Annotated in this window: 30 protein-coding genes; 12 read left to right on the top strand and 18 right to left on the bottom strand. The window is 52.0% G+C overall.

The features are described 5' to 3' along the window. Positions 1 to 2 precede the first annotated feature (2 nt). The 5 genes from pdxA to L1D43_RS01835 all read left to right on the top strand — a co-directional run bounded on the left by pdxA (position 3) and on the right by L1D43_RS01835 (position 5,226). Positions 3 to 1,001: a 4-hydroxythreonine-4-phosphate dehydrogenase PdxA gene (pdxA, locus tag L1D43_RS01855; protein ID WP_041510213.1), complete on the top strand. Its 999-nt coding sequence runs from the start codon at positions 3 to 5 to the stop codon at positions 999 to 1,001. Positions 1,002 to 1,003: 2 nt separating this feature from the next. Next, positions 1,004 to 1,813 carry a 16S rRNA (adenine(1518)-N(6)/adenine(1519)-N(6))-dimethyltransferase RsmA gene (gene rsmA / locus L1D43_RS01850; RefSeq protein WP_239849729.1) on the top strand — a complete coding sequence of 270 codons (810 nt, stop codon included), beginning with the start codon at positions 1,004 to 1,006 and terminating at the stop codon, positions 1,811 to 1,813. 52 nt (positions 1,814 to 1,865) lie between these two features. Next, a complete protein-coding gene (gene apaG / locus L1D43_RS01845; protein ID WP_239849728.1) occupies positions 1,866 to 2,246 on the top strand; it encodes a Co2+/Mg2+ efflux protein ApaG in 381 nt (126 codons plus the stop codon). A gap of 26 nt (positions 2,247 to 2,272) precedes the next feature. Then, a complete protein-coding gene (locus L1D43_RS01840; RefSeq protein ID WP_239849727.1) occupies positions 2,273 to 3,097 on the top strand; it encodes a symmetrical bis(5'-nucleosyl)-tetraphosphatase in 825 nt (274 codons plus the stop codon). A gap of 104 nt (positions 3,098 to 3,201) precedes the next feature. Then, complete coding sequence (locus L1D43_RS01835) at positions 3,202 to 5,226, top strand: methyl-accepting chemotaxis protein (RefSeq protein ID WP_239849726.1); 2,025 nt, start codon at positions 3,202 to 3,204, stop codon at positions 5,224 to 5,226. 104 nt (positions 5,227 to 5,330) lie between these two features. On the opposite strand, the gene L1D43_RS01830 is transcribed toward L1D43_RS01835, so the two are convergent. The 7 genes from L1D43_RS01830 to rplU all read right to left on the bottom strand — a co-directional run bounded on the left by L1D43_RS01830 (position 5,331) and on the right by rplU (position 9,557). Next, positions 5,331 to 5,723 carry a DUF3718 domain-containing protein gene (locus L1D43_RS01830; RefSeq protein WP_041510208.1) on the bottom strand — a complete coding sequence of 131 codons (393 nt, stop codon included), beginning with the start codon at positions 5,721 to 5,723 and terminating at the stop codon, positions 5,331 to 5,333. An 85-nt stretch (positions 5,724 to 5,808) separates the two neighbouring features. Continuing rightward, the gene (gene folA / locus L1D43_RS01825; RefSeq protein ID WP_239849725.1) at positions 5,809 to 6,291 is read right to left on the bottom strand and encodes a type 3 dihydrofolate reductase; all 483 of its coding nucleotides are present in this window, start codon (positions 6,289 to 6,291) and stop codon (positions 5,809 to 5,811) included. Between the two features lie 40 nt (positions 6,292 to 6,331). Continuing rightward, a complete protein-coding gene (locus L1D43_RS01820) occupies positions 6,332 to 6,802 on the bottom strand; it encodes a threonine/serine exporter family protein (protein WP_041510206.1) in 471 nt (156 codons plus the stop codon). Further along, entirely contained in the window at positions 6,799 to 7,560 is a 762-nt protein-coding gene (locus tag L1D43_RS01815) for a threonine/serine exporter family protein (RefSeq protein ID WP_239849724.1), read from the bottom strand. Before L1D43_RS01815 ends, L1D43_RS01820 begins: the two co-directional genes overlap by 4 nt. Before the next feature lie 35 nt (positions 7,561 to 7,595). Further along, entirely contained in the window at positions 7,596 to 8,759 is a 1,164-nt protein-coding gene (cgtA, locus tag L1D43_RS01810; RefSeq protein ID WP_041510204.1) for an Obg family GTPase CgtA, read from the bottom strand. Between the two features lie 216 nt (positions 8,760 to 8,975). Beyond that, positions 8,976 to 9,230 (bottom strand): 50S ribosomal protein L27, encoded by a 255-nt coding sequence (rpmA, locus tag L1D43_RS01805; protein WP_011864676.1) that lies wholly within the window; start codon positions 9,228 to 9,230, stop codon positions 8,976 to 8,978. Positions 9,231 to 9,245: 15 nt separating this feature from the next. Continuing rightward, the gene (gene rplU, locus L1D43_RS01800; RefSeq protein WP_011864675.1) at positions 9,246 to 9,557 is read right to left on the bottom strand and encodes a 50S ribosomal protein L21; all 312 of its coding nucleotides are present in this window, start codon (positions 9,555 to 9,557) and stop codon (positions 9,246 to 9,248) included. A 276-nt stretch (positions 9,558 to 9,833) separates the two neighbouring features. Between rplU and ispB the strand changes: the two genes are divergently transcribed. Then, positions 9,834 to 10,805, top strand: a complete 972-nt coding sequence (gene ispB / locus L1D43_RS01795) for an octaprenyl diphosphate synthase (protein ID WP_041510203.1) — start codon at positions 9,834 to 9,836, stop codon at positions 10,803 to 10,805. A gap of 107 nt (positions 10,806 to 10,912) precedes the next feature. Here ispB and mdh read toward each other — a convergent pair whose 3' ends face one another. Then, positions 10,913 to 11,848 carry a malate dehydrogenase gene (gene mdh / locus L1D43_RS01790; protein ID WP_239849723.1) on the bottom strand — a complete coding sequence of 312 codons (936 nt, stop codon included), beginning with the start codon at positions 11,846 to 11,848 and terminating at the stop codon, positions 10,913 to 10,915. A gap of 318 nt (positions 11,849 to 12,166) precedes the next feature. On the opposite strand from mdh, the gene argR reads away from it, so the two are divergent. Then, complete coding sequence (argR, locus tag L1D43_RS01785) at positions 12,167 to 12,637, top strand: transcriptional regulator ArgR (RefSeq protein ID WP_041510202.1); 471 nt, start codon at positions 12,167 to 12,169, stop codon at positions 12,635 to 12,637. Positions 12,638 to 12,867: 230 nt separating this feature from the next. Next, positions 12,868 to 13,326: a cupin domain-containing protein gene (locus L1D43_RS01780; RefSeq protein WP_239849722.1), complete on the top strand. Its 459-nt coding sequence runs from the start codon at positions 12,868 to 12,870 to the stop codon at positions 13,324 to 13,326. 61 nt (positions 13,327 to 13,387) lie between these two features. Here the strand turns inward: L1D43_RS01780 and L1D43_RS01775 are convergent, their stop codons facing one another. The 4 genes from L1D43_RS01775 to L1D43_RS01760 all read right to left on the bottom strand — a co-directional run bounded on the left by L1D43_RS01775 (position 13,388) and on the right by L1D43_RS01760 (position 18,341). Beyond that, a complete protein-coding gene (locus L1D43_RS01775; protein ID WP_239849721.1) occupies positions 13,388 to 14,326 on the bottom strand; it encodes a Dyp-type peroxidase in 939 nt (312 codons plus the stop codon). 187 nt (positions 14,327 to 14,513) lie between these two features. Further along, positions 14,514 to 15,542 carry an ABC transporter ATP-binding protein gene (locus tag L1D43_RS01770; RefSeq protein ID WP_239849720.1) on the bottom strand — a complete coding sequence of 343 codons (1,029 nt, stop codon included), beginning with the start codon at positions 15,540 to 15,542 and terminating at the stop codon, positions 14,514 to 14,516. A gap of 1 nt (position 15,543) precedes the next feature. After that, complete coding sequence (locus tag L1D43_RS01765; protein WP_239849719.1) at positions 15,544 to 17,175, bottom strand: iron ABC transporter permease; 1,632 nt, start codon at positions 17,173 to 17,175, stop codon at positions 15,544 to 15,546. Between the two features lie 158 nt (positions 17,176 to 17,333). After that, a complete protein-coding gene (locus tag L1D43_RS01760; protein WP_239849718.1) occupies positions 17,334 to 18,341 on the bottom strand; it encodes a Fe(3+) ABC transporter substrate-binding protein in 1,008 nt (335 codons plus the stop codon). Between the two features lie 170 nt (positions 18,342 to 18,511). Here L1D43_RS01760 and L1D43_RS01755 point away from each other — a divergent pair, with 170 nt between their 5' ends. Beyond that, positions 18,512 to 18,982, top strand: a complete 471-nt coding sequence (locus L1D43_RS01755) for a hypothetical protein (RefSeq protein ID WP_239849717.1) — start codon at positions 18,512 to 18,514, stop codon at positions 18,980 to 18,982. A gap of 42 nt (positions 18,983 to 19,024) precedes the next feature. On the opposite strand, the gene L1D43_RS01750 is transcribed toward L1D43_RS01755, so the two are convergent. From L1D43_RS01750 to L1D43_RS01740, 3 genes are all read right to left on the bottom strand, one after another. Beyond that, positions 19,025 to 19,624 (bottom strand): glutathione S-transferase N-terminal domain-containing protein, encoded by a 600-nt coding sequence (locus L1D43_RS01750; RefSeq protein WP_239849716.1) that lies wholly within the window; start codon positions 19,622 to 19,624, stop codon positions 19,025 to 19,027. 10 nt (positions 19,625 to 19,634) lie between these two features. Then, positions 19,635 to 20,375: a ferredoxin--NADP reductase gene (locus L1D43_RS01745; protein ID WP_239849715.1), complete on the bottom strand. Its 741-nt coding sequence runs from the start codon at positions 20,373 to 20,375 to the stop codon at positions 19,635 to 19,637. Positions 20,376 to 20,841: 466 nt separating this feature from the next. Then, entirely contained in the window at positions 20,842 to 21,423 is a 582-nt protein-coding gene (locus tag L1D43_RS01740) for a DUF5610 domain-containing protein (protein WP_041510196.1), read from the bottom strand. 153 nt (positions 21,424 to 21,576) lie between these two features. Between L1D43_RS01740 and L1D43_RS01735 the strand changes: the two genes are divergently transcribed. Both L1D43_RS01735 and L1D43_RS19920 read left to right on the top strand, forming a co-directional pair. Continuing rightward, positions 21,577 to 22,113 carry a phosphoglycerate mutase family protein gene (locus L1D43_RS01735; protein WP_239849714.1) on the top strand — a complete coding sequence of 179 codons (537 nt, stop codon included), beginning with the start codon at positions 21,577 to 21,579 and terminating at the stop codon, positions 22,111 to 22,113. Between the two features lie 113 nt (positions 22,114 to 22,226). Next, positions 22,227 to 22,436, top strand: a complete 210-nt coding sequence (locus L1D43_RS19920; RefSeq protein WP_082035623.1) for a hypothetical protein — start codon at positions 22,227 to 22,229, stop codon at positions 22,434 to 22,436. A gap of 30 nt (positions 22,437 to 22,466) precedes the next feature. Here L1D43_RS19920 and L1D43_RS01725 read toward each other — a convergent pair whose 3' ends face one another. Next, positions 22,467 to 22,724, bottom strand: coding sequence for a hypothetical protein (locus L1D43_RS01725; protein WP_239849713.1), 258 nt, complete (start codon positions 22,722 to 22,724; stop codon positions 22,467 to 22,469). A 75-nt stretch (positions 22,725 to 22,799) separates the two neighbouring features. Beyond that, positions 22,800 to 24,575, bottom strand: a complete 1,776-nt coding sequence (locus L1D43_RS01720) for an ABC transporter ATP-binding protein/permease (protein ID WP_239849712.1) — start codon at positions 24,573 to 24,575, stop codon at positions 22,800 to 22,802. Between the two features lie 398 nt (positions 24,576 to 24,973). Between L1D43_RS01720 and L1D43_RS01715 the strand changes: the two genes are divergently transcribed. Further along, a complete protein-coding gene (locus tag L1D43_RS01715) occupies positions 24,974 to 25,150 on the top strand; it encodes a hypothetical protein (RefSeq protein WP_011864658.1) in 177 nt (58 codons plus the stop codon). Between the two features lie 95 nt (positions 25,151 to 25,245). On the opposite strand, the gene aroG is transcribed toward L1D43_RS01715, so the two are convergent. Then, entirely contained in the window at positions 25,246 to 26,298 is a 1,053-nt protein-coding gene (gene aroG, locus L1D43_RS01710) for a 3-deoxy-7-phosphoheptulonate synthase AroG (RefSeq protein WP_239849711.1), read from the bottom strand. Positions 26,299 to 26,541: the final 243 nt, after the last annotated feature.

Here is a 26,541-nt window from a genome sequence, read left to right as displayed (position 1 = left end):
TATTGACGACTAAACGCATCGCCATCACACCGGGAGAACCTGCCGGTGTGGGCCCAGACTTAGTCATTCAACTTGCTCAGCGCGCTTGGCCCGCTGAGCTTGTTGTTTGTGCCGATCCCACTTTGCTGACCAGTCGCGCCAAGCAGATCGGTCTGCCGATCCAGCTGCGTCCCTTCCAGCCCAACCAGCCACCTAAGCCACAGGAAGCCGGCACACTGACCATAGTGCCCTTTCCGCTGGTCAACGATGCAGTTTGCGGCAAACTCGACGAACAGAACAGCAGCTATGTAATCGATACCCTGGCCTATGCAGGTGAGAAGAACATGAATGGCGAGTTCGACGCAGTGGTAACTGGCCCGGTGCACAAAGGGATCATCAACCAGGCGGGCATCCCCTTTAGCGGTCATACCGAATTTTTTGCCCACCAGGCCAATTGTCAGGATGTGGTGATGCTCCTCGCGGCGCCAGGCCTGCAGGTGGCACTGGTGACCACGCATATTCCGCTGGCCTATGTGTCTAAGGCAATCACCCGTGACCGTCTGCACCAGATCATCAAGATCTTGCACAAGGATCTGGTAACTAAGTTTGCCCTAGACGATCCTAAGATCTATGTCTGTGGCCTCAATCCCCATGCGGGTGAAGATGGCCACCTGGGGCGCGAAGAGATCGATGTGATCATTCCCGCTCTCAACGAGCTGCGCGAACAGAACATGAATATCGTCGGGCCACTGCCCGCCGACACCCTGTTCCAACCTAAATACCTGGAAGATGCCGACGTGATCCTCGCCATGTATCACGATCAGGGCCTGCCGGTATTAAAGTCACAAGGGTTTGGCAGCTCGGTCAATATCACCTTAGGCCTGCCCTATATCCGCACCTCGGTCGACCACGGCACGGCGCTGGAGCTGGCGGGCACAGGCAAGGCAGACATCGGCAGTTTTGTCTGCGCGCTTAACAAGGCTATCGAACTAGCCACCAAGAATGAGTCACTTAAAGAGTAGTAATGAGTAATAAAGTACATTTAGGCCACACGGCGAGAAAACGCTTCGGACAAAACTTTTTGACCGACAGCAATGTGATCAATCGTATCGTCGGCGCCATCTCCCCCGACAACGACCACGTGATGGTCGAGATTGGCCCAGGCCTTGCGGCGCTTACCGAGCCTGTTGCAGAAAGCATCGACAAGCTGACCGTAGTCGAGCTGGATAAAGATCTGGTGGAACGCCTGCAGACCCACCCGTTTCTCAAGGATAAGCTGGAGATCCACCAGGGCGACGCGCTGAAGTTCGACTTCATGCAACTGGTGGAAGAAGGCAAGCAGATGAAGGTGTTTGGCAACCTGCCCTACAACATCTCCACGCCGTTGATGTTCCACCTATTCGAATTTGCCGAGCATATCGAGAATATGCACTTCATGTTGCAAAAAGAGGTGGTACTGAGACTGTCAGCCGCCCCCGGCACCAAGGCCTATGGCCGTTTAACCGTGATGGCGCAATATTTCTGCCAGGTGATGCCTGTGCTCGAAGTGCCCCCTGGCTGCTTCACGCCACCACCTAAGGTCGACTCTGCCGTCGTAAGGCTAGTGCCCTACAAAGAGAAGCCCTACCCCTGCAAAGATGTGGATCTGCTAAGGCATCTGTGTACCACGGCCTTTAACATGCGCCGTAAGACACTGCGTAACAACCTCAAGCAGTTGTTGAACGATGACGACTTCAGCGCGTTGGGCATCGATGCCAGCATGCGCCCAGAGCAGATCACAGTGCAGCAATATGTCGCCATGGCCAACCATCTGGCCGACAAACGCCAAGCCTAACCATGAAGGAGGCGCATAGCGCCTCCCACTCGTTAACCTTTTAGGGATCCGAATGAAACAACTCGAATCCTCAATCAGGATTGAGGTCAAAACCGACTATATCGAAGAGCAATCTTCACCGGAAGAAGAGAGATACCTGTTCAGCTACACCATCACCATCATCAACTTAGGGGATGAGCCGGTCACCCTTAAGAGCCGCATGTGGTGCATCACAGACGCCAATGGCCATGAGAGCAAGGTCGAGGGTGCCGGTGTGGTTGGCGAGACGCCCACTATCGCGCCCAATACCGCTTATCAATACACCAGCGGCACGGTATGCGAGACTCCCTTTGCCGTCATGCAGGGCTACTATGTGATGGTGACCGAGCAGGGCGAGACCTTCAAGGCCCCCATCGCCCCCTTCCGTCTAGCGGCCCCCGGCCTGCTGCACTAATTCGAAACAGCGATCCGAGAGCATCTATGGCGACATACTTCGTAGGCGACATTCAGGGCTGTTTCGATGAACTTCAGGCCCTGCTGGCCAAGGTAGCCTTTAACCCTTCCAAAGATGAGCTGTGGGTCGTCGGCGACATGGTGGCCAGGGGGACCCAATCGCTGGAGACACTGCGTTACCTCAAGGGGCTAGAAGGCTCGGTAAAGCCTGTTCTGGGCAACCACGACCTGCACCTCATGGCGCTGCACGGCAAGGTGAAACGGGTCAACCCCAAGGATAATCTCGACGCTTTACTCGACGCGCCAGATCTCAACCAACTCATTGATTGGCTCAGGCTGCAGCCCCTGGCTCGGGAGCACAAGAGCCATTCCATCTTGATGGCCCATGCTGGCATTCCCCCTCAGTGGGACGCCGAGACCGCCCTCAAAGAATCCAGCGAGGTGCAACAGGCGCTAGCAGAGGATGGCTACATAGAACACCTCATCGCCAAGATGTACACCAACTCGGTCAGTGAGTGGTCACCAGAGATTCAGGGGCTCGAGCGCCTCGTCTATACCATCAACGCCCTCACCCGAATGCGCTTTCTTTACAGCAATGGTCGATTAGACTTCGATTGCAAGCTGCCGCCAGCGAATGGCGAGAAGGAAGGCTTGATCCCTTGGTTTAAACAACCAGGACGGGCTATGAAGCACCATACATTGGTCTTTGGGCATTGGGCTGCCTTAATGGGCGAAGTCGACCAACCGGGTCTACAAGCCCTGGATACGGGATGCTGTTGGGGCCACTATTTAACCCTCTGGCACCTTGAATCGAATCAAAAAATTACCCAAAATAAGTTAAAAAAGAGTTAAACTAGGCCTTAGCTTGGCCGATAAAAAAATAAGCGGATTTCACCGCCCTGCCCTGAGAATGTGTTATGTAATTAGGGATATAACAACAAAAACCGGAGTGCCCTATGAAATTGAACGTCGCCACTCGAGTCATCGGTGGATTTAGTGTCGTCACCTTACTGCTTATCGTCTTAGGTGTGGCGTCTCTGGTCACCAATGACAACATCAAGAGCAGCACCCTCGTTTTGCAAGACCTGAGCCTTCCAGCCCTAAAGAGCAGCAATGGCCTGACTCAAAATCTTGCACTACAGGAAAAACAGCTACTGGTGGCCTTCCATAGCAAGCAATCTAAAGAACTGCCTCAGGTTCGTACTCAATTCTCCAACCTAAGCAAGGGCTTTATATCCGAGCTGGATCAACTTAATCACATCATTCAGGGCCATGGCGACAACCTGGGCGGCCAGATCAAGTCCCTCAGAGCCAACTACCAGTCCTTCAACGACAACAGCCTCAAGATGATGCAGGCCAGAGAGCAGTCGCTACTGACGCAGGAGTCCTTAATCGACAACCTGGACAGCCTAGAGGTCGCGGCTGACGATACCGCCTCTCTGCTGCTGGACCTTATCGATCTAGAGGTCAGTGAAGATCCCACCGAGCGCGAAATTGCCGCCACCGCCAGCAACATAGACAACAGCTTCAGCAACCTGATCACCAGCAGCTATGACCTGGTCAATACCAAGGAGAAATCCAAGTACGAGACCATCCTCAAGGAGCTGGACTACATCATCAGCGAAGCGCAAAACAAGCTGGAATATGTGGGCCGCCACTGGGAAGGCGTCATCGACCAAGAGATGCTAGACAACATCAACGCGGAGGCAGGCAAGGTCTTTACCATGCTCAACGGCCCTGACTCGATCCTCAAGCGTAAGGGTCAACAGCTTGACTTCAACCTCCAGGCAGGTGAACTGCTTAACACGGTCGAAGCAAATGCCACCGCGGTGAATCAGAGCATGGGCAGCCTGAACAAGGCGATTGAATCTACCTCACAGGCCGTTAGCGTCAAGGCGATCGATGAGGTCGACAGTGCCAGCTATAAGACACTAGCGCTGGTCCTGATTGCCATAGTGGTGGCCGTGCTGGTGAGCATCGCCGTGATCCGCCCACTCAAGCATTCACTGGATAAGGTCAACAACGCCCTCAATATCCTGGCCTCTGGCAATCTGACCCATAAGCTGGACGATAGCGGCCATGACGAATTTGCCGAGCTGTCTCGCAACTGTAACCGACTAGTAGACAGCCTGCGCACCCTGATCCAGGGGATCCTGGATCGCTCAAACCAATTGGCCGCCGCGGCCGAAGAGACTTCTGCCATTACCGCACAAACCACCGCAGGCATCCAGGAGCAGAAGAACCAGGTCGATCAGGTGGCAACCGCCACGACACAGCTCAGCTCTAGCGCAATGCAGGTGAGCACCAGTGCCGACGAAGCCCTGAATCAGATCAGGCAGGCCGATGAAGAGGCGCAACATATGCGCGCCATCGCCGATGAGAACAAGCGCACCATACTCGCGCTGGCCGATGAAGTAGCCAAGGCGAGTCAGGTGATCAACAAGGTTCACTCCGACAGCGCCTCTATCGGCTCGATTCTAGACGTTATCCGCGGCATCGCCGAACAGACTAACCTGCTGGCGCTGAACGCCGCCATCGAGGCCGCCAGGGCCGGTGAACAAGGCCGAGGCTTTGCCGTAGTGGCCGATGAGGTTCGCAGCCTGGCATCGCGCACTCAAGACTCGACCCAAGAGATCCAGCAGATGATTCAGGTGTTACAACAGGGCACCCAGGAAGCCGTTTCCGTGATGGAGCTGGGCCGTGAACAGGCAAGCAGCTGTGTCGAGAAGACAGAGCAGGCCAACGTCGCCCTGGAGAGCATCAGCAATGCGGTTCACTACGCCCATGACTCGGGCACCCATATTGCCAATGCCGCCCAGGAACAGAACCTAGTGAGCCAGCAAGTGTCTGAGAAGCTCGAGCATATCGCGGCTATCTCCGAAGAGACGGCCACGGGTGCCGATCAAACGGCGCAGTCGAGCCATCAGGTTGCCCAGCTTGCCGAAGAGTTACAGGCCTCGGTGGGCGAGTTTAAGGTGTAAAAGCTAAAGACAAAGTTAAAGACACAGTAGCGCCTTTAAACAGGCACAAAAAACCGGACTTAGGGTCCGGTTTTTTTATGCTCGGCTAAAAGCGCTTTAATAGATTAGTTACCCGCGAGGCGATCCTTGACTGCTGCAGTAATTGGGCTGCCGCCATGACCATTACCCTCGGCCCACTCAACGACGGTCAAACCATCGGCTTCCTTCACGCTCAACTCTTCGGTGGATAGACGCTTGGTCATAAACTCACCCACGTCGTTGGCGCCGCTCTTCATGGCAAAACGCAGCAGGCTGTCACCATTACAGCTCACCCCTTGATACACGTTACGTAGCTTAACGCGCGCTTCTTTTAATTTCTTACGTAAACGGTTTTTATCATCGGCCTGAACATAGTTACAGATGTTGGCAACGAGTTGATCGTTGGCTTGAACCGGTGCAGGAACAGTATAAACAGAGGCTGCAATTACCACAGCTAACGTAGTCGGTAAAAAACGCATCGGGTACTCCTATAATATTTATTATTTTTTTCAGTAAGCTATCACTAAAGTGATGCCTAAAGACAACTCGGGGTAACACCATAAGTTAACATTTTTTTGCCAAATTGATAAAGCGATATTCCAAACCTATATCATTTATGTGAGATTCACTGTCGAGCAGCTGCCAACTGCCATCGTCCCACTCAGGGAAATGGGTATCTCCCTCGACATCAAGATTGATCTCGGTCAGATACAAGCGATCCGCCTGGGGTAAGAGCTCGGCGTACAGCTGACCGCCACCGATCACCACCAACTCCTCACAGCCTTGCACCACTTCCTTGGCCTGCTCAAAAGAGGTCACACAGGTCACCCCCTCGATAACCAGATCTTTTTGTCGACTCACCACCAGGTTGTGGCGCCCAGGTAGGGGTCTGCCAATGGATTCGAATGTTTTGCGGCCCATGACCACAGGCTTGCCTAAGGTCATCTGTTTAAAGTGGCGTAGGTCTTCGGGCAGATGCCATGGCATCTGATTATCTTTGCCGATAACCCGGTTATTTGCCATCGCGGCAATCATCGCTATTTTCATGGGCTCTCCAACGGTCTTATGCCGTTTCTAGGGTTAAGAATTAGATCACTGGGCGGGTACGAAAATAGAGCAGACTAGGCATGGCGAGTCCGACAGATAGCGCCCCTAAGATAAAGATGGTCTTCAAGCCATTGCTGATCACCTCGGCGGTCAGCTCAGGGCTCACCTCTGACTGGGCAGACAGCTGCACCAGGGCGATCACAGTGTTGTAGGCATAGGTTCCGGGGATCATAGGAATGATCGCTGCCACCGCGTACATCAGAGGCGGTGCCAGATGCTTCTTCGCAAAGCCTATGGTCAACACGCCCACCAAGGCGGCCGCGGCAAAGGTGCACCACTCTATCGGCATGCCGAAATGCAACAGCAGGGTACGCAGGCTGTGACCCAGGGCGCCGGCGAGGGCGCAATATGGCAAGAAACGCCTGGGAACATTGAAAACCATGGCAAATCCCACGGCCGGAACCGCGGAGAAGGCGGCGTCATTGAGCAGCTTAAGCAGGAGCTCCATCATAGGAAGAGTCCTCCCAGTTGCATGGCAATGGTGATCCCTATGACGGATGAGACGGTCAACAGGGTGGCGTGTCCCCAACGGGAGATCCCCACGTTAAGGTGTCCCTTCACCATATCCGAGATGGCATTGATCATGGGAAAGCCCGGCACTAACATTAGCACGCTGGCGGCCATTGGCAGCTTAGGGGTATCGGTCAGTTGCAGGTGATAGCCCATCTGCGCCACCAAGGTGGTGATAAATGCGGTCACCGCAAAGTTAACCAGCAGGTTAAAATGATGCTTGGCAATCGCCAGACGCACAGACATACCGACCGAGGAGGCTAATATGGTGATCAACACCGCCATGGTATCGCCGCCAAACAGATGACAGAAACTGCCACAGGAGAGGCCTATCATAGGCACCAGATAGCGCCTAGGATAGCTCTTAGGCTGAATCCTAGAGACACGCTTGCGCACCTCGTTGAGGCCGTAGATCCCCTTCTCGGTCAGCAGGCAGATACGCTGGAGCTCGCAGATAACAGTCATATTGATGCCATGTTCACGAATGCGCCGGGTAGTGGTAATACAGCGACCGTGCACCAGGCTGGTTAGCACCAAGGAGTTAGAGGAGATGGAGATCTCGACGCTGGCGAGACCTAATGCCTTACCCAGGCGCTGGCTGATCTCTTCGACGAGGTCAGACTCAGCACCATAGGCTAGCAAGAGTTGAGCAACCCGGACAACTTGCCGGGTAATATCATTTTGAGTATCGGCGTACACAATTCTCTCAGAATGAAAGGGGTAGCTTAATAAACTTACCTTTGATAGATGATTTCGACATCATAGTCATCATCATCGAAGTCATCGTCGAAGTCATCATCATAGTCTTCGTTGACCACTTCCTGGGTCTTCTGATGATAGTTGTCCCACTTGAACTCGACCTCGGCATCGGGATCTTCCTCGACCTCTGCAGGCAGCGAATCGATAAAGTCCATCAGCTTGAGTGCCAGCTCCTGGGTGCCTTCACGGTTGTAGGCCGAAATACAGTAGACCTCACCCTGCCAATCCAGCTCTTTGACGATGCGATCGACACGCTCTTGCAGCTCTTCTTCGAGCAGCAGATCAGTCTTGTTAAACACCAACCAACGCGGCTTACTGGCCAGCAGAGGTGAATGCTTCTCTAGCTCACCCACGATGGCGCGGGCACTGTCGACAGGATCTGTGCCGTCGATAGGCTCGATATCCAGGATATGCAGCAGCACGCGACAGCGCTCGAGGTGCTTGAGGAAGCGAATCCCCAGGCCGGCCCCTTCGGCTGCGCCTTCGATCAGACCCGGAATATCGGCGATCACGAAGCTCTGACCATGTCTTGGCGTCACCACACCCAGGTTAGGTACCAAGGTGGTAAAAGGATAATCGGCAACCTTCGGCTTGGCGCGAGAAACGGAGCGAATGAAGGTCGACTTACCGGCGTTTGGCATACCCAGCAGCCCCACGTCCGCCAACAGCATCAGCTCGAGTCTCAAGCTGCGCACCTCACCCGGTGTACCCAATGTCTTCTGACGCGGTGCACGGTTGGTACTGCTCTTAAAGCGGGTATTACCCAGGCCGTGAAAACCGCCCTTGGCGACCAACAGCTTCTGACCATGGGTCTTGAGATCCCCCAAGGCTTCCTGGGTTTCTTCATCGACGGCGCGAGTCCCTACGGGCACCTTAAGAATAAGGTCTTTACCGCCATGACCGGTACAGTCACGACCACGACCATTCTCACCGCGCTCGGCAAAATGAAAGCGCTCGAAACGGTAATCGATCAGGGTGTTGAGGTTTTCATCGGCCTGCAGATAGACACTGCCGCCATCACCACCGTCACCGCCATCTGGGCCGCCATCAGGCACATACTTTTCGCGTCGAAAACTAACGCATCCACTACCGCCATCACCAGCTTCTACTCTGATCACGGCTTCATCGACAAACTTCATACCAACTCCAGGCGCCAAACAATAGACCGATTATACTGCCTATCGAAACTTACCGCCAAAAAACAATGATGCAACTACCCCAGCTCAAAAGTGGCAGAGGCAATATTGGACTGGTGCTGGAGCGATATACAGGCTCATTCACCAGTAATGATTCTTCATAAACAATAAAGCCCCACCAGAGGCAGGGCTTTAGAAACTAGCTTGGGTAGCTAAGTATTAAGCTTCGATGCTAATGAACTTGCGGTTCTTAGGACCTTTAACTTCGAACTTAACTTTACCGTCAGTTAGTGCAAATAGAGTATGGTCACGACCGATACCTACGTTAACACCTGCGTGGAACTTAGTACCACGTTGACGAACGATGATGTTACCAGCTAGAACTGACTCACCACCGAAACGCTTAACACCAAGACGTTTGCTTTCTGAATCGCGGCCGTTACGAGTAGAACCGCCAGCTTTTTTATGTGCCATTAGTTAGACCCCTTATTAAGCGTTGATAGCTGTAATTTTAACTTCGGTGAACCACTGACGGTGGCCCATCTTCTTGTCGTGGTGCTTACGACGACGGAACTTAACGATAGTTACCTTCTCGCCACGGCCATGGCTGATCACTTCAGCTACAACCTTACCACCTTCAACTAAAGGTGCACCAACGTGTACAGTTTCACCATCGGCAACCAAAAGAACTTGGTCGAATTCGATAGTTTCGCCTGTAGCAACTTCTAATTTTTCTAGACGTACAGTATGGCCTTCAGCAACACGGTGTTGCTTACCACCACTTTGAAAAACAGCGTACATAGCTATTTTACTCCGATATTTCTAGCACGCAGACCCTTTTTGTTTGGCTGGGTGCTATAAAAGCTTTAATGACAATGGTCGCGGAGTTTACGCTAAGTTCGCCTGGCTGACAAGTCCTAATTCACTTTGATCAAAAAAAGATCGGAATTACTCGCACAATACTCTTCTGCTACTGTCAGGCGAGGCTTTTTTAGGTAGAATCTAATAATTATAACATTTTTCGCCTTAATTTGGGCTGTCTGAATTACCTTACAACCCTCAAAGTAGAGCCATTATATGGATTTGAATGCCATTCGTCAGCTGGCAGACGCTGATATGAAAGCCGTCGACCAACTTATCTATAAGCAGTTGGAATCGGATGTCGCCCTTATTAATCAACTCGGATTCTACATCATCAACGGCGGCGGCAAACGCATGCGTCCGCTACTGTCTATTCTGGCCGCCCGCGCCATCGCCTATGAAGGTGAAGCGCATGTCAAGTTGGCGGCAATCGTCGAATTCATTCATACCGCCTCCTTGCTACACGACGATGTCGTCGACGAATCCATGCTTAGACGTGGCCGCGAGACGGCTAACGCCCTCTTTGGTAACAGTGCCAGCGTACTGGTAGGTGACTTCCTCTATACCCGCTCATTCCAGATGATGACTGAGCTGAAAAACATGCTGGTGCTAGAGGTACTGGCCGACACCACCAACGTGCTCGCCGAAGGTGAGGTTCTACAGCTGATGAACTGTAACGACCCTGACACCAGTGAAGAGAGCTATATGCGCGTCATCTACTGCAAGACGGCCAAGCTATTTGAAGCCGCCACCCGTCTGGCAGGCGTGCTGGCCGATAGTAGCATAGAGGTTCAGACCGCCCTGGCCGACTATGGTAAATACCTTGGTACAGCCTTCCAGCTGACCGATGACCTGCTGGACTATACAGCCGATACAGAGGCGCTGGGCAAGAATATAGGTGACGATCTCGCCGAGGGTAAACCCACCCTACCGCTGATCTACGCCATCGCCAACGGTAACGAGGTAGAGCGTCAGCTGATCCGCGATGCCATCGAGAAGGGCGACGGCACAGAACATATCGACACCATATTAAAGGCCCTGGATCAATGTGGCGCCCTCAGCTACACAGAGAAACGTGCTCAGGAAGAAGCAGAGAAGGCCATACGCGCGTTAGATCCGCTTGCCGATAGCGACTATAAGCAGGCCCTGATATCGCTGGCGAAAATCGCCGTGGCGCGTAATCACTAACGAACTAGTTAGTCGGTTTGTCATGACGAGTTAAACATTACCCATAAAAAATGGAGCCGATTGGCTCCATTTTTTTATTCAGGACTCAACCTTACTCACACAGTGCCTTACTTAACAAAGTCTACACCCAGTGTGATATCGGCTTTCAGCGTGTCTAGCATAGCGTCGCGTGCGTTGGCTTCGAACTCGCTAACCTCACCATAGGCAAGTACCTGCTCGATACCCTTCTTACCCAGTAGTACAGGTTGTGCAAAGAAGTCGGCATGCTCGCTGCCACCATCTACATAGGCACATTCAACAACGTTAGCTTCACCCTGTAGGCCACGAACCAGTGACAAACCGAAACGACATGCCGCCTGACCCATAGACAGAGTCGCGCTACCGCCACCCGCCTTAGCTTCAACCACTTCTGTACCCGCGTTCTGGATACGAGTCGTCAGAGCCGCCACTTCTTCATCAGAGAAGCTTACGCCTTCGATTTGAGACAGTAATGGCAGGATGGTCACGCCACTGTGTCCACCAATAACATTGACTTTAACGTCGGCAACATTCAGGCCCTTCGCTTCGGCAACGAAAGTTTCAGAACGGATCACATCAAGGGTAGTCACACCGAACAGACGGTTCTTGTCATATACACCGGCCGCCTTCAATACTTCGGCAGCGATAGCCACAGTCGTGTTAACTGGGTTAGTGATGATACCGATCAGTGCCTTAGGGCAAGTTGCGGCACACTTCTCAACCAGGTTTCTCACGATACCCGCGTTGATGTTAAATAGATCTGAGCGATCCATGCCTGGCTTACGCGCAACACCAGCAGAGATAAGTACCACGTCGGCACCTTCCAGTGCTGGCGTTGGATCTTCACCCGCAAAACCCTTTACTTCTACCGCAGTAGGGATGTGGCTTAGGTCAACAGCAACACCTGGGGTTACTGGCGCGATATCATAAAGGGATAGTTTTGAACCGGCAGGCAATTGAGTTTTGAGTAGTAGGGCAAGAGCCTGGCCAATACCACCGGCGGCACCAAGTACAGCAACTTTCATAGTTATCTCCGTTAATTCTTGGATATTATGTGATATAGATCTAGATTTACCGATGGCGCAACATTACTGGAATCACGGTAAAAATTCAATTATCCCTTAGTCGTGTGGCCAGATAATTTCGAATTGTCCCAGTCAGCTGCCATTTACAACAGATATAAGTTATACTGGCCGGCCTTGCCCGCGATGCTCCGTCACAAGACCGCCACAAAACCCACCCGACAAACCTGAATTTTTATTCACACAATCCGAATAACGCTTGACTAATGGCGCAAAAATATTCAAAATAAGCCAGTTTTTTGAATATAAGAATAATTCGATATGCAAGCCAATAAAAATCAAGACGAACTTGTAAAGACCTTTAAGGCTATCTTGAAAGAGGAGCGTTTTGGCTCCCAGAGCGAGATAGTCAATGCCCTGCAAGCTGAGGGCTTCAACAACATTAACCAATCCAAAGTCTCTCGTATGCTGAGCAAGTTTGGCGCGGTGCGCACCCGCAACGCCAAGCAAGAGATGGTCTACTGTCTGCCCGCCGAGCTTGGGGTCCCGACGGCTGGCAGCCCGCTGAAGAACCTAGTACTGGACGTCGACCATAACCAATCTATGATAGTGGTCAGAACCAGCCCTGGTGCTGCGCAGCTGATCGCCAGACTGCTGGACTCTATCGGCAAGCCCGAAGGTATACTGGGCACCATCGCCGGTGACGATACTATCTTTATCTGCCCTTCCAACATTCAGGAAGTGGACAAGACACTCGAGACGGTGAAGTCGCTGTTTAACTACGCCGACTAAATCCACCGATTAAATCCGCCGATTAAGTCCGCCGATTAATCCACACTCGAACTTGGCCTCGGCAATACTCCTCGGCGAAATACCTCGGCAATAAATATAGAGACACCCTTTGCGCTAATAACGCCAAAGGGTGTCTTTTTTTATTTACGCTCAAATTGAATACTGTATATACGATAGGATACACTGATGCCAAACCATCCCCTCTGTCACCCGATGGTTAAGGACCCGAGATGAATAACAATAAGATAATCAATATCAACAACCTTTGCTGGGAATCTTGGCAACACTCAGATCAATACGCCAGTCATCAGAAACATATCGGCGATGCCGCCGGTTGCCAGCAGATAGGTGTCACCATGGAGCGACTGGAACCCGGTAAACTCTCCTCCGTCGCCCATTATCACACCAAGGAAGAGGAGCACCTCTACGCGCTACAGGGCGAAGCCACCCTGTATATCGACGGCGAGCCACATCCCTTTAAACAGGGCGACTATATCTGTTTTACCGCCAACTCAGGTATTTCCCATACCTTAAAAAACGAGTCAGATGCCGACTTTCTGTTTATGGTGTTGGGCAATCGCGATCCCCACGATGTGGTGGTGTATCCAGAGCACAATAAGGTGCAGGTGCGCTCCATCGACGAGGTTTATGCCAAGCGGCCGACCAACTATTGGGACCCAGACCGCTAATCCGCTTGTAAGCGAGCATAAAAAAACACACCTTAAGGTGTGTTTTTTGTTGGGCTAGGCCCTAGCTATCGGCTTCGCGCTCCATAAAATCCAACGAAGGGGCAAAGAATGCCGATCCGGTCAGCGCCTGAGTAAAGTGCATCAGGTGATCGTGATTTCCCTCGCCGTCACCATGGATCATGCTGTGTAGCATCTTCTCGAAATTCACCGAGTTGCGACAGACGGAAATAAACATCAGCCCCTGCTCTTTCATCGAACCGTAAGGCATACTCTGACGCAGGATCTCCATCGACTTGCCGTCGGCATCTTTCAGGTTAACCCGCTTGATATGACTGGTAAGCGGCTTGTCCTCGGAGGCATACTCGATATTGTCTATCTTAGTACGGCCTATGATATCTTCCTGCTTCTTCTGTGGCAGACGATTCCACTTGCTGAGATTATGGGCGAACTTCTGCACATGGATATAGCTGCCGCCTCGGAAGTATTCGTCTTCGTCTCCCACCAGAGCCACATCCTGACGATGACGTCCCTTGGGGTTCTCAGTGCCGTCGACAAATCCGGTCAGATCTCGGGTATCCATAAACTGGAATCCCCGCTCCTCGTCCACCAACTCGACGAGATCTTCAAACATCTGACACACCTCGTTAGCCACCAGATGCAGGATATCGTAGCGATCGCAGCGCAGATGCACGAAGAGATCATACTCATGGGCCGGTGCATCGCGGTTGTCGGCATGCATGGCCGGGAAAGGCTTGAGCTCTAAAGGTCTGCGCTCGCCATAGAGGCTATCCCAATAGTTAGCACCTATGGCCACGAAGCCGTTGAAGGCACTGTCGGCATACTGGTCGGCCAATTCATAGATATACTGAGCGACATTGGCGACGCAGGGGCGCAGCTGAGACTCGACGCCATCATTGGCGTTGAACATCAGATACACGCTATGTAAATTTCCTTCGGCACACACACCCAGCTGTTCACGTGGCATAACCAGATTATCCATAAATAAACCTACCCTTCGTCAGTCTCAATTTCGGCGCTATTATCCGAAACTTTAGCGATAATTAGTATTACACAACCCACAAACCGTTAAAGCGAAACGTCATTTAATGGCTAGATTAACTTTTTTTTAAGTTGGCAACCATAGCAAGACGTAAATGCGCTTCACAAAAGTGTTACATCAGCCCAGTTTAGAACAATACCGCCGGATGAGGCGTCACCGACAGGGCAACATTCTGCCCCTCTGTGAAATGATGCAAAGGCGAGCGCACCGCCAATACCTCCTCGCCAATCAAGATACTGTAGTGGCAGAGGTTACCGAGGAAGCGCCGCGCTATTATAGTGCCCTCCCCTCGCTCATCCTCTGCTATCTGCAGCTGCTCTGGGCGCAGCAAGAGCTCACCGCGATAGCCTTTGGCCTTGTCCAAGTCACTACTGCTTTGCACCTCGCCCAGCAAGGTATTTAGCCTATTACGCGCACTCACCTCACAGCTGAGATAATTCACCTGACCGAGAAATTCCGCCACATACTTGTCGGCAGGCAAGGCATAGAGGGCCTCTGCATCACCGTATTGCGCGATAGCCCCCTCTTTAAACAGCGCCAGCTTGTCGGCAAAGACGAAGGCCTCATCCTTACTATGGGTCACGAACACAGCACTGACCCCGCGCTGTTTTAAGATCTCGCGGATCTCCACCATCATCTCGCCGCGCACCTTAGCATCGATATTAGAAAAGGGCTCATCGAGTAGCAGCAGCTCCGGCTCATAGGCGAGTGCCCGAGCAATCGACACCCGCTGCTGCTGACCACCGGAGAGCTCGTGGGGATAACGCCCACCTAGACCTTCCAGCTTAACCAGCGCCAACATCTCACTGAGCCGCGACTGCCTGCCAGACTTGTCTAACCCTTTGACACCAAAAAGTATGTTCTCGGCTACGGTCAGGTGAGGAAACAGGGCGTAATCTTGAAAGATCATGCCGACCTCACGCTGCTCGCTGGGCACAAAAACATCCGGACCAGACAATAGTCGGCCATTGATACTGATGCGTCCCTGAGAGATAGGCTGTAATCCGGCTATCGCTTTGAGTAGCGTGGTCTTGCCACAGCCACTGGGCCCGAGAAGGGCGGCTATTTCCCCCTGATGCAACACGAGATCTAAGCCTTTCAGTATCGCCTGCCCCTGATAATCGCTATGCACTTGTTCTATGGTAAGAGTCGACATTTTAGTTACCTTGCTCCAGGGAACGATTGAGATAGATGAGTGGAACCAGACCTACCAAGACGATCACTATGGCCCCCAGGGCCCCCTGCTCGAGCTGCTCATCTGAGACAAACTGATAGACATAGGTGGCGAGATTTTCAAAGCCGACGGGCCTGAGTAGTAATGCCGCCGGTAGCTCCTTCATGCACTCGATAAACACCAGCAAGATGCCGGCAAAGATGCCGCTACGCAGCAATGGCAGGTGGATCCGTGTGAGTATGCTCCCAGGCCTCATCCCCATGGTCACTGATGCCATATCCAGCGAGGGGCTGATCTGTTTATAGCTGTTTTCTATGCTGCCGATGGCAATGGCAGCAAAGCGGATGGCGAAGGCAAAAATTAACACAAACAGAGTACCGCTGAAGATAAGTCCCGGCCCATTCAAGTCAAAATAGGCATAGAGATCATTCACCGCAAAATCCAGGTAGCTGAGGGGCACTAAGACACCGATAGCCAGCACTGTACCTGGCAGGGCATATCCGGTAGAAGCCAGGCGCGAGGGCAAGATATCGATTTTCCTTGGGCTACAGCGCCGGACAAACATCAACAGCAAGGCAAACATCACGGTGATCAGGCTAACCACCAGGGCGATCGTCAGACTGTTCAAACTGTATTGCCAGAAATCCTGATTCCAACTCACCTCAAAGTAATCCCAGGCGTAACCCAGCAACACCCACACGGGAAGGCCGAAGGCCAATAAGAGCAGCACCGCGCAATAACCACTGGCCAGCCACGCCTTACTCCCCGATAGCGCGTATCTTTCGTGGGAGGTGATTGGTGTCTGTTTCTGAAACAGCTGCTGCTTACGCCGGGCAAAACGCTCGGCGCCGATCAGACAGAAGACCACCAACAGGATGATGGCAGACAACTTAGCGGCCGCCGCCAGACTGCCGTAGCCCAGCCAGGTATCGTAGACCGCCGTCGTTAGCGTGGGTACGGCAAAGTAGCTGACCGTGGCAAAATCGGCAGCCGTCTCCATCGCCACAAGAGCCGCTCCCACCGCCAAGGCCGGCCTCGCCATAGGCAGGTTCAGGCGCCAAAAACTGCGCCAGGGGTCGGCCCCCATCACTCGGGAGGCGTGCAGCAGGCTAGGCGACTGCTCCATAAATGCGGTGCGCGCCAGAAGATAGATATAGGGAAACAACACCAGCGCCAGCATCACAGACGCGCCGCCTAAGGTACGCACATCGGGAAAGTAGTAATCCATGGGCGACTGCCAGCCATTGACCAGCCTCAGCCAGCCCTGCACTGGCCCGGCATAGTCCAGTAGATCCGTATAGACATAGGCCACCACATAGGCGGGCATGGCTAAGGGCAGCAGCAGCGCCCATTGAAACCAGTTGCGCCCAGGAAAATCACAGCGGGCCACACACCAGGCGGCAGGCACGGCGATCAGCAAGGCACCCAAGCTGACAAACAACATCAAGGCCAAGGTGTTGAAAATATAGGTAGGCAGTACAGTCTGCATCAGGTGACCGAATACCGCCTCATCTGGCACCAATGCCTGAATGCAGATGGCCCCCAAGGGTAAGGCAAAGCAGATGGCGGTCAGATAACTCAGGGTAGACCAAGATTTGGGGAAGCCTAAAATCATAGAAAATCTCAATAGATCGAGTCAGGTCATTATCGGTGACCAACTTAAATCTAAGCTTAAACGCAAACGATAATTAGTTGAATGATGACCCATCTGGCATAAAAACGAGATAGCCTTCCCGAGGGAAGGCTATCAACTGATGAGTATTCGAGCTCGATTTAGAGGTCAAACTTCACCTGGTCGAGCAACTTCACCGCCGCGCCGTGGAATTCCGCCAGCTTGTGGATAGGCAGCTCATCGGCCTTGTAGTCTCCCCAGGATGCCACCAGCGTTGACGGCTTTACGTCCAACTTAACCGGGTATTCCATGTTAAGTTCGGCGTAGGTCTGCTGCGCCTGTTGACCCGAGAGATATTCCATCAGCTTGATGGCGTTCTGACGCTCTGGGGCATACTTAGCCAAGGCCATGCCAGAGACATTGATGTGAGCGCCGCGATTTTTCTGATTCGGGAAGTTGATGTTAACCGCCTCGGCCCAAGGTACCTGCTTGGGGTCTTGCAGCATCTTACCCAGGTAGTAGCTGTTACCTATGGCGATGTCGCATAAGCCTTCCTTGACCGCCTTCACCTGCGCCCTGTCGTTGCCCTGTGGCTTGCGAGCAAGATTTGCCTTAACGCCTTCTAGCCAGGTCTTGGTATCCGCCTCGCCATGATGGGCGATCATCGACGCGACCAGAGAGATGTTGTAGGGATGCTTGCCACTACGAGTACAGATCTTACCCTTAAATTTAGGATCCGCCAGATCTTCATAATCGATATCCAGCGGGCCAAGTCGCTCTTTAGAGGAATAGATGTTTCTCACACGCTTGGTGAGGGCAAACCAATCGCCATCGGGCGAACGAAGATTGGCAGGGATGTTCTGCTGCAAGGTCTCGCTGTCGACCGAGGCCACAAGCCCCTTGTCAGCCAGCTCCATCAAACGGGAAAAATCTGAGGTGAGCACAAGATCCGCCGGTGAAAGACGCCCCTCTCGGGCGATGCGTTCGGCGATGCCCTGCTTGGCAAACACCAGATTAACCTTAATCCCTGTCTCCTTGGTAAAGTCAGCCAGAATAGGATCGATAAGGAAAGCCTGTCGATAGGAATAAACCGTGATGCTGTCGGCCGCATTGGCCATTGAAGTGACACAAGCAAAACCCAAAACAGCCAAACGTTTCATGAATCTCATGCAGATACTCCGCGCTAAAGTTAATGATAATAATTATCAATTGCGACAAGAGTAATCAATCTGGCATGAAACGGCAAGCCAGATTGGTCAAAATTTGCGAGGCCGCTCATTTTGACCAAAAATGCCTCGCTGACTAGACTCAAAGGACTCGGCCAATAAAAGGATCTTATATGCTACTGGAAATTCTCGCGCTGATGCTTGCCGTCATTCTGCTTCTGTTCCTCTTTAAACATAGATTTACTCGGGGACGAGTCCGCCGAGCCCGCAGAGCCGCCATGACTCAGGCAAGCCACGGCACCAGTACGATTAGCGAAGAAGTTCCCCATACTCCAATCCATGATCAGAGCACTAGTCACCCCTATCACTGCGTCGAGATTGTCAACGACAAAGGTCTGTGTGACAGCGCGAAGAAACTTAAAGATAAACGTTTTCTCTCCAAAGACGCGCCGACACTCCCCCTCCCTGACTGCAACGAGGCCGACTGTCACTGTCGATATCTACATCATGAAGACAGAAGAGGACAAACCGAGGACAGGCGGGTCGACTTTGGCGTGACCAGCGAACTCTATGGCGTTTTCGGCGAGCCCAATCGACGCAATCAACCGGCTAAGGGGCGGCGCCTTACCGATAGCCGCCACTAGAGGCAGAGCCTCAAATGCAAACGGCCTGACGTTAGGCAAAGGCTAGCCGCGGGGACGCGTGGTTAACATGGCCGCGCCCATAGAGAAAGTCTGTAGCCATCTAGCCGTGGCGGGCGCCACCTTACGCCAATCCAGGTCAGGATGTCGAAAATCCATATACTCTAACAGGCAGGCGAGACAAATCTGCTGCAACGACAACTTGCTGTGCCCAGAAATGGCCATGAGCTCTATTTGTGCCAGCCCCCTGAGTAAGGCTTGCTCGAATCTCGCCGTCCAGAACGGACTACGCAATCCTTCATCGTCACGCATCTGTTCCTGCCTTAATGCCACCGCACTGTCGAGCAGCCCCTTGATCAGGGAGTACTGAGTCTCGCCATACCAAGAGTCCCCCGGCTGACCAAACAGCTCACCACCGCAATATTCATGATCCAGGTAGCGCAAGATCACCTCGCTGTCATACAAGGCGCCGCCATCGTTTAACAACAAGCAGGGGATCTTGGCCAGCGGATTGGCATCTAGCAGTAGCTCGGTATTGTCCAATGGGTTCACCGCTACCGGCTCGATCCCCCTGATGGCAAACTGTGCGATGACGACACGCACGGTTCTTGCGTAGGGTGATGCGTCAGAAAACAGTAATTGCATCTCGCTTCCTCTACCAATATTTCTCGACGGTGATCTGTCCTGGCGCGCGGCGAAGATTTTTAGCCAGGCCACGGGACTGCAACAGGGTATTAAGTTCTTTTATCATCTCGGGATGACCACAGATCATCACCTGTGAATCTTGTGCGCTTAGGCTGAGGCCAACTTGCTGCTCTATCACGCCGCTCTCTACCCCTTGGGTGATGCGGCAACTCAGCGCCCCTTCTACCGGCTCTCGGGTCACTGAGGTGACTAAGGTAAACTGCTCAGGGTATTGCGCTTCGAACGATTTAAGCTCCTGATAATAGGCGAGATCGTCTTGATACCTCACCCCATATACTAAGATCACACGCTCAAACCTCTGCCAGGGCTCGGCGGTTCTCATCATGGAGATAAAGGGGCCCACTGCTGTGCCCGTGGCAAAAAACCACAGATGTTTGCCCTGCTCAGGGAGCTCATCCAGCGTCATGAAGCCCGCCGCCTTGGTAGAGATATCGACGCTATCCCCCGGCCCTAAGGCCTGGAGCTTAGGCGAAAGCAGCCCGTCGTCGACACTCACCGCCAGCACCTCAAGCAGCGGCGCATCGGGCGCATTGACCAAAGAATAGGCCCGGGCGACACGTTTATCGTCGATATGCAGCGACAACTTGATAAATTGCCCAGCAATAAACTCGCCGATATCCGCCGACAGCTTCAAGGTAAATAACTGATCGCTCCAGTCAATCCGCTCTACAACCTTTGCCTCTCCCCACATATCGCCACCTCTGCTGGCATCAATCGACACTGATACTCCCATGATTCATAGATTTTCTATCCGAGTCAAGACAACAAAAAACCCCTTATATGAAGGGGTTTATCCTAGGGCCTGTTGATCTTTTAAGTTTAATTTTCGTTCAATCTAAACGCGTTTTGCGCGAGGCGAGAGCCATGAAGCATAGTTACTCTATGTGAATGGCGAACAACAAAGAAATCGTCTGGAACGATTTCTAACAGCGTAGCTGACCGCCTGCGGTGAAAGGCAGGAAGCCTTTCATAAAGTGCAGCGCGCGTTTAGATGAACCCGTTGGGCAGCGTTTGTAGGCCATTTCTACGGTGTTATCGCCAGTTTGTGTAGAAGACTACACGACACAGGCTCTGCCTTGTATAAATCACCTTCAAAATGCTGCAAAAACAAACAGCAAAGATCAACAGGCCCTAGCCAAATGGTATCGAAAGAGACGCTATTCTTGCTCAGGCTCCTGATTGAAACTGTCTCTGAATGCCTGCAGCCCTTCCTGTACCAGCCCGTAGGTCTTGTCGACCCCGGCCTCAATGTCACCTTCAAGCACCTTGAGCCCAGAGAGGATATCTTTGGCCTCATCGAAACCTTGGTCTATCGCCCCGCCGATAATGTCCATGAAGGAGCTCAACTGTTCGTCGAACGACATGCCACTGTTTTGCTCCTGGTGTATGGCAAAAAACTGGGTGGCAAAGCTAACGATGCGCTCGGCCGTCGCCTCAGGCGAGGTATCGACCCCTTGAGCCACAGCCGTCTCAATGGCGTGCTCTCCCATAGTGGGCGCCAGCTCCTCATTGATCGCCTCGATTGCCGCCTTATAGAGCAGCTGCATGGGCTCATTGCCTGCGCTCAAGTTCACATCTTGTTGCGCTTCCAGGATCGCCGTATTCATCAACTGTTTACTGGCCGCCAGGGCCGTCTTGTTCTTAGCCACTTCGGAGACTTGCTGACCATGGTTAGTCGTCGAATCTGTCTTGTTATGCGCCGCCGCAGATACGGCTCCGCCGTGATTTTGAATCTCCATAATCGCCTCGCTCACCAAATTAAATTAACCCTCAGCTATAATTATCGTCCATTTTATAAACAACTTTAGCCCTAAGGCCCAATTAATCTGTCATCGGCATACTCAGCGAAATAGGATATGCTAGCCAACTCGTTTAGACAGATAGGGATGGTTATGTTCCGACTCATCAGCTTTGGGCTTCTCGCCCTATTAGGTTACCTGCCTATAGCACAGGCCAATGCGGCGATTGTCAGTAAGACAGTGATTCTGGTACGTCATGGGGAAAAGACCACTCAAGGTCGCGACCCTAGCCTGAATGACGCAGGCAAGTTAAGGGCACAAGCCTTGGTAGAGAGCCTGACCGATACCCCACTCACCCTGGCCATATCGACACAATTTAAGCGCACCCAGGAAACTTTGGCGCCGCTTATCGCCGCGAAAGGGATTCCTCTGATCGTTATCGACGCAGGCAGGGAGATGGACAAGCATATAGCGGCTATCGTCGATAGCATCATGGCGCAGGAAGGCAATGTGGTCATTGCGGGGCATTCCAATACTGTACCACTGATCATCAAGGCACTGAGAGGACCAGAGATACCTCAATTGGGAGAGGATGAATATGACAATTTATTTATCCTTTCCCTGCACCAAGATGGCCCAAGTAGTCTGATAAAAACCCAATATGGTGCAAGTTCAAGCAATACCCAATAAGGATTAGACATTAGTCTAGATAGCGCTAGCTTTATAGACTAAACTTGATTACATTAGCGATATATGGATTAGCAGCAGGTGCTGGCAATAAGCCCAGCCATGGAGAGTCACAGGTGAGTAATTCGTTTTTTGGAGCGGGAAATAAAAGTAAACCCTTGTCGGTTAGCTGCCAAAACTGCAACCGATTAACGGTTATCGAAGGTGAGACCATCTGCTTCAAGGGTGGAGAGATCATTAGGCTTACGCCTTATGAACCTCAAAATAGCAAACTCAGCCTCCTTTGCGACGGCTGGAGACCGGTCAATACCTCAAAGTCAGCCTAATCTTTCTACCTGCCACTCAGGCAATAACCTCTATAACATCCCCGCATAGTCATTCGCGCAGTGTTTTACCTCGCGAGTCAGCCCCTCGATCACGGTCGAGGGTGGTATCATCGCCAGGGTCAGGCCCCGAGTCGTGACCCTCAAGTAGGAGCTAAGTTGGGCATAGACGGTTACCAACTCCTCCTGTTCCAGCCCCCGCTCTTTCAAGGTCGCCATGATGGCTAGCCAATCGGTATCCACAACCCGCGCCTGGCCTTCGATACTTGCATGTATAGGGATATTTTTCATGGGACCGCCTCCACAGGTTTGTTATTGACAAATATTATGCAAATCAAACCTGAACGAATACTTAATCCCCTACAATTAATGTTGATTTTGTACCGTCCACAGCTTCTTGTAGAGACCATTAGCTGCCAGCAGGTTCTGATGATCGCCGCGCTCGACGATCTTCCCTTGACTCAGCACCAAGATCTGGTCGGCATCCACGACCGTCGACAGCCTATGGGCGATAACCAGACTGGTATGTCCCTTGGCCATCTCCTTGAGGGCATTGAGGATCGCCTGCTCCGAATGACTATCTAGGGACGAGGTCGCCTCGTCGAACACCAACAGGGGCGACCCCTTAAGAATCGCCCTGGCGATCGCCACCCTCTGCTTCTCGCCACCGGATAGCTTTAGCCCGCGCTCGCCCACCTTGGTATGCCAACCTTCGCTGAGTTGTGAGACAAAATGAGAAAGATGGGCCAGTTCTATAGCCTCCTTCACTTGCTCATCGCTCGCCCCCGGCAGACCATAACGAATATTTTCCAGCAAGGAGTCGTTAAACAACACAGTATCTTGCGGCACTATGGCGATGGCGCTACGCAACGCGTGTTGGGTCAACGCCTTAGTATCATGCCCATCTATGGTGATAATCCCCTGCTGCGCCTCATAGAAGCGAAACAGCAGCTTCACTATGGTGGATTTACCCGCGCCGCTATCCCCCACAATCGCCACCTTATGCCCGGCAGGGATCTCGAAACTAACATCGGACAAGATAGGCCTGTCGCCGTAACGAAAACATACTCCCTCAAATCTAAGGCTCCCCTGCGTGATCTGGGGCGACTTAGCGCCGGGCGCATCTTTAATCTTTGGCACTCTATCTAGCAGACCAAACATGCGCTCGATATTGGCCAGCGCGCCGCGTATCTCGCGATAGACAAAGCCTAAAAAATTCAGCGGCATAAACAGCTGCATCATGAAGGCGTTGATCAGCACGAAGTCACCTATGGTCATGGCTCCCTGGCTGACCTGGCTCGCGGCCAATGCCAACATCAACGTCATCGCCAGCGAGATGATCAACGCCTGACCGGCATTGAGGGCAAACAGAGAGAGTCGATTCTTTCGCTTGGCCACCTCCCATCGCTCGAGGGCCTGATCATATTGCTCAGACTCATAGGCCTCGTTGTTAAAATACTTCACCGTCTCATAGTTAAGCAGGCTGTCGATGGCGCGGGTATTAGACTGAGAATCCGCCATAGCAGCCTCACGCACGAAGCCGGTGCGCCACTCGGTGGCAAAGATGGAAAAGAGGATATAAGCGACGACGGCGCTTAACGTAATGATGGCAAATGCCCAGCCATAGTTATAAAGCAAGATACCCACCACCAGTGCTATCTCGAGCAGGGTCGGTACTATATTGAACACCATGAAGCGCATCAAGAAGCTGACCCCACTGGTGCCCCGCTCTATATCTCGAGACAGGCCGCCGGTGCGCCGCTCCAGGTGAAACGCCAGATCCAGCCGATGCAGATGATCAAACACAGACAAACCCAAACGCCTTATCGCCCGTTCGGTAACCCGACCAAATAGCGTATCTCTCACCTCGGAGATCACTGTGTTCAGCAGGCGTAGACTACCGTATGCCAGCACCAGGGCGATGGGCACCGCAATTATCTGCTCACTCGAGGCCTCGCTCAGGGTATCCACCAGGTGTTTGAGCACGAAAGGCAGGCCGACGCTTGCCATTTTCGCCACCACCAGACAGGCCAGCGCCAATACCACCCGCCCCTTGAACTCCAATAGATAGGGCCAAAGCAGTTTCAGGACCTGCCAGTTCAATTTATCGATAGGACCATCAAAATAGAGCGTGGGACGCATGGCAACTCCAGCTAGCATCAATATTGGGAGGATGGCATTTAGATGAAATCGAGATAAAAGCCATAACATACACCATCTTACCTTAGTAGACTCATCCGCCACTAGCGCAATTGTTCAGCTTTGCCAAGGGGTTAGCATTTTGCCCTATGCAAGCTGTCCAATATCAGACTTTAGGAGCATTCGCCCGTACAAGTCAGTACGACTTTTGAATGACAAAATGATGGCAAAATTAGAAAAAAGCATTATTCTTGAAAGAATAATTATCACTTTAATGTTTCAACGGGGTAATTATTGTTATCTCTTGCCGGAGATTTTGATAATCTCAAGATCAGCTAAAGGCAGTTCAAGCCGAGCAAAAGCAGAGCGGGAATAACCCCAATTTTTTAAAGGAAGCCGATATGCCACAATCATCTGACGTGCAATACCCTCCACTGCCATTGGTACAAACTTGGGTATGGATGATGACAGAATCGAACAGCCCAGAAATTCAGCAAAAGGGTCAAAACAATTTAATATCGTCTTTTGGCAGTCTGGCTAAGGCCAATGAATATCTGGTGAAACAACAAGCCAAATAAACAGGCCAGCAGAATGCAAAAAAGGAAGCCAATTGGCTTCCTTTTTAGTTTCTCGTCGACTCCCGGCTGAGCAAGCTCAGCAGATAAAGGCCAGACTAAGCGCGACGTTCGAGCACACTCTGGTTGAGCTGTGCCAGCAAAGTCTCGGTATCTTCCCAACCAATACAGGCATCTGTGATGCTCTGACCGTAACACAGCGGCTGCCCTTCGATATAGTCCTGACGTCCCTCAACTAGGTGACTCTCGACCATTACGCCGAAAATAGCCCGCTCACCGGCGCTCACCTGGCTGGCCACATCTTCCCCCACCAGCATCTGGCGCTTAAACTGTTTGCTGCTGTTAGCGTGGCTAAAATCCACCATGATATTTTGCGGCAGGTTAGCCTTCGCCAGCTGTTCACTGATCGCCTGAACGTGTTCGGCGCTATAGTTAGGCTCCTTGCCTCCACGCAGAATGATGTGACAATCGGGGTTGCCCTTGGTGGAGACGATCGCCGAATGGCCATACTTGGTCACCGACAGAAAATGGTGCGGCGCACTGGCCGCGCCGATCGCGTCGATAGCGACCTTGATGGTGCCATCGGTTCCATTCTTGAAACCGACGGGGCAAGAGAGGCCCGATGCCAACTCTCTGTGTACCTGTGACTCTGTGGTACGAGCGCCAATTGCGCCCCAACACATGAGATCCGCCACATATTGTGGGGTGATCATATCCAGAAATTCACCCGCGGTAGGCACACCTAAGTCGTTAAGATCTAACAGCAGTTTACGCGCGGTACGCAAACCATCGTTCAACTTAAAACTGTTATCCATGTAAGGGTCGTTGATCAGGCCTTTCCAGCCCACAGTGGTACGCGGCTTCTCGAAATAGACCCGCATCACCACCTCTAATTGATCCTTATATTGCTCACGCAATTTGGCGAGTCTCTCACCGTATTCAAGCGCCGCCTTAGGATCATGGATAGAACAAGGGCCAATGATCACTAACAGGCGATCATCTTCTTTTTTCAGGATATTGTGTATATTCTGCCGTGCATTAAACACTGTTGCCGATGCATTTTCGCTTGCCGGAAATCGCTCAAGAATGGCGACAGGGGGTAACAACTCTTTAATTTTATTAATGCGAACGTCATCAGTTTGATAATACATGATATTTATTTTCCACTCCGGCTCTGGATTAAATAAGGGTCTCTCTATTACACTACTGATTTCAATTTATCCAGTATCCTCCGCTATTGCAACCAAACATTAATAAAATTAAAAATATAAAAATAACCATCTGTTATATAAGATTAAATTATTATTTTTATTTAAAACTTTCCCAGCTAAGCCAGCGATATAAACGGATCCAGACAAAACAAATTGTTAACATTTGTCTGGAAATCGGCTAGA

The organism is Shewanella sp. Isolate8 (genome assembly GCF_022398495.1).
In the GTDB taxonomy this organism is placed as follows: Bacteria; Pseudomonadota; Gammaproteobacteria; order Enterobacterales; family Shewanellaceae; genus Shewanella; species Shewanella aquimarina.
This window is presented reverse-complemented; position numbering and strand designations above follow the sequence as displayed.

Bases quoted from the DNA above. Each gene is read 5' to 3' on its own strand.
- L1D43_RS01770 (WP_239849720.1), bottom strand. From the start codon at position 15,542: ATGTCGACTCTTACCATAGAACAAGTGCATAGCGATTATCAGGGGCAG.
- L1D43_RS01750 (WP_239849716.1), bottom strand. From the start codon at position 19,624: ATGCAATTACTGTTTTCTGACGCATCACCCTACGCAAGAACCGTGCGT.
- ispB (WP_041510203.1), top strand. From the start codon at position 9,834: ATGGATTTGAATGCCATTCGTCAGCTGGCAGACGCTGATATGAAAGCC.
- apaG (WP_239849728.1), top strand. From the start codon at position 1,866: ATGAAACAACTCGAATCCTCAATCAGGATTGAGGTCAAAACCGACTAT.
- L1D43_RS01740 (WP_041510196.1), bottom strand. From the start codon at position 21,423: ATGGAGATTCAAAATCACGGCGGAGCCGTATCTGCGGCGGCGCATAAC.
- L1D43_RS01765 (WP_239849719.1), bottom strand. From the start codon at position 17,175: ATGATTTTAGGCTTCCCCAAATCTTGGTCTACCCTGAGTTATCTGACC.
- rpmA (WP_011864676.1), bottom strand. From the start codon at position 9,230: ATGGCACATAAAAAAGCTGGCGGTTCTACTCGTAACGGCCGCGATTCA.
- L1D43_RS01830 (WP_041510208.1), bottom strand. From the start codon at position 5,723: ATGCGTTTTTTACCGACTACGTTAGCTGTGGTAATTGCAGCCTCTGTT.
- folA (WP_239849725.1), bottom strand. From the start codon at position 6,291: ATGAAAATAGCGATGATTGCCGCGATGGCAAATAACCGGGTTATCGGC.
- L1D43_RS01840 (WP_239849727.1), top strand. From the start codon at position 2,273: ATGGCGACATACTTCGTAGGCGACATTCAGGGCTGTTTCGATGAACTT.
- L1D43_RS01835 (WP_239849726.1), top strand. From the start codon at position 3,202: ATGAAATTGAACGTCGCCACTCGAGTCATCGGTGGATTTAGTGTCGTC.
- cgtA (WP_041510204.1), bottom strand. From the start codon at position 8,759: ATGAAGTTTGTCGATGAAGCCGTGATCAGAGTAGAAGCTGGTGATGGC.
- L1D43_RS01735 (WP_239849714.1), top strand. From the start codon at position 21,577: ATGTTCCGACTCATCAGCTTTGGGCTTCTCGCCCTATTAGGTTACCTG.
- argR (WP_041510202.1), top strand. From the start codon at position 12,167: ATGCAAGCCAATAAAAATCAAGACGAACTTGTAAAGACCTTTAAGGCT.
- L1D43_RS01780 (WP_239849722.1), top strand. From the start codon at position 12,868: ATGAATAACAATAAGATAATCAATATCAACAACCTTTGCTGGGAATCT.
- L1D43_RS01745 (WP_239849715.1), bottom strand. From the start codon at position 20,375: ATGTGGGGAGAGGCAAAGGTTGTAGAGCGGATTGACTGGAGCGATCAG.
- aroG (WP_239849711.1), bottom strand. From the start codon at position 26,298: ATGTATTATCAAACTGATGACGTTCGCATTAATAAAATTAAAGAGTTG.
- L1D43_RS01775 (WP_239849721.1), bottom strand. From the start codon at position 14,326: ATGGATAATCTGGTTATGCCACGTGAACAGCTGGGTGTGTGTGCCGAA.
- rplU (WP_011864675.1), bottom strand. From the start codon at position 9,557: ATGTACGCTGTTTTTCAAAGTGGTGGTAAGCAACACCGTGTTGCTGAA.
- L1D43_RS01720 (WP_239849712.1), bottom strand. From the start codon at position 24,575: ATGCGTCCCACGCTCTATTTTGATGGTCCTATCGATAAATTGAACTGG.
- L1D43_RS01760 (WP_239849718.1), bottom strand. From the start codon at position 18,341: ATGAGATTCATGAAACGTTTGGCTGTTTTGGGTTTTGCTTGTGTCACT.
- L1D43_RS01725 (WP_239849713.1), bottom strand. From the start codon at position 22,724: ATGAAAAATATCCCTATACATGCAAGTATCGAAGGCCAGGCGCGGGTT.
- L1D43_RS01820 (WP_041510206.1), bottom strand. From the start codon at position 6,802: ATGATGGAGCTCCTGCTTAAGCTGCTCAATGACGCCGCCTTCTCCGCG.
- rsmA (WP_239849729.1), top strand. From the start codon at position 1,004: ATGAGTAATAAAGTACATTTAGGCCACACGGCGAGAAAACGCTTCGGA.
- L1D43_RS01755 (WP_239849717.1), top strand. From the start codon at position 18,512: ATGCTACTGGAAATTCTCGCGCTGATGCTTGCCGTCATTCTGCTTCTG.
- L1D43_RS01715 (WP_011864658.1), top strand. From the start codon at position 24,974: ATGCCACAATCATCTGACGTGCAATACCCTCCACTGCCATTGGTACAA.
- mdh (WP_239849723.1), bottom strand. From the start codon at position 11,848: ATGAAAGTTGCTGTACTTGGTGCCGCCGGTGGTATTGGCCAGGCTCTT.